The organism is Xanthobacter oligotrophicus (genome assembly GCF_008364685.1).
Lineage (GTDB): Bacteria > Pseudomonadota > Alphaproteobacteria > Rhizobiales > Xanthobacteraceae > Xanthobacter > Xanthobacter oligotrophicus.
In genome coordinates, this window is the sequence record NZ_VTTL01000033.1 from 1 (window position 1) to 763 (window position 763).

Annotated in this window: 1 protein-coding gene; it reads right to left on the reverse strand. The window is 68.9% G+C overall.

What is annotated here, in order from left to right; genetic code table 11:
* Positions 1-77: 77 nt before the first annotated feature.
* A complete protein-coding gene (locus tag FZ033_RS23905; protein ID WP_149578558.1) occupies positions 78-377 on the reverse strand; it encodes a DUF736 domain-containing protein in 300 nt (99 codons plus the stop codon).
* Between the last annotated feature and the right edge of the window lie 386 nt (positions 378-763).

Genomic DNA, 763 nt, shown 5'->3' on the forward strand with positions numbered 1-763 from the left:
TCGGCGGGGGTTCTGCTCCGCATAATTGCGAGGGTGGAAGGCGGGCGCCCCGCGGGAAGCGGAGCGCCCGTGGCCGGTCATCGCGACCAGATGAGCTTGTGCTCGCCCTTGTCGCCCTGGACCAGGGAGGCGTAGACCGGCGCCGTGAAGGACGGATCGTCGAGCTTGAGCGAGAGGTATTCGGTGCCCGTCTCGCGGGCGGTCCGGCTCCAGCCGGCGCCGAACTCGACGCCGTTGGCGGTGACGCGATAGTCGGGCGCCTTGTCGGTGTCGCGGTCGCAGGGCTTGATGGTGGCCTTGACGTTGAGGGTGAGGGTCTTGATCGTCCCGGCATAGGCGCCGTTCTCGTCGCGGGTGAAGGTGCCGATCTGAGCCATTGTCATATCTCCTGAGAGTTGCCCGAAGCCGCCCGATGAGGCCTCGATGGCGGTCGAGAGGCGACGGACCGGACGGCTGCACCCCTTGTGGGCCGCAGCGGCAGCGGAGGACGGTGGCAGCCGAGCTTGTTGTCCCGCGAGGAATGACCGCTTGCGGTCAGGGGAAGAAGGTCGGCGGAGCCGTTGCAGGCCAAGGCCGAACCGGCGCCAGACCAGCCCGGAAGAGAGGCCGCCTGGGGGCTTCGCCGCATGATCGGCAGAGATCGACGCAGGCGGTCGGCACCTCATCAGCACGTCGGCGACGCCAGCGCGTCATCCTCCCGCGGTCACCGACGCCAGCCTCCGAGCCAACGACACATGCCCCGCCCGATACGGCACAGACCGTG

Coding starts and splice junctions, on each gene's coding strand:
- FZ033_RS23905 (WP_149578558.1), bottom strand. CDS start 377: ATGGCTCAGATCGGCACCTTCACCCGCGACGAGAACGGCGCCTATGCC.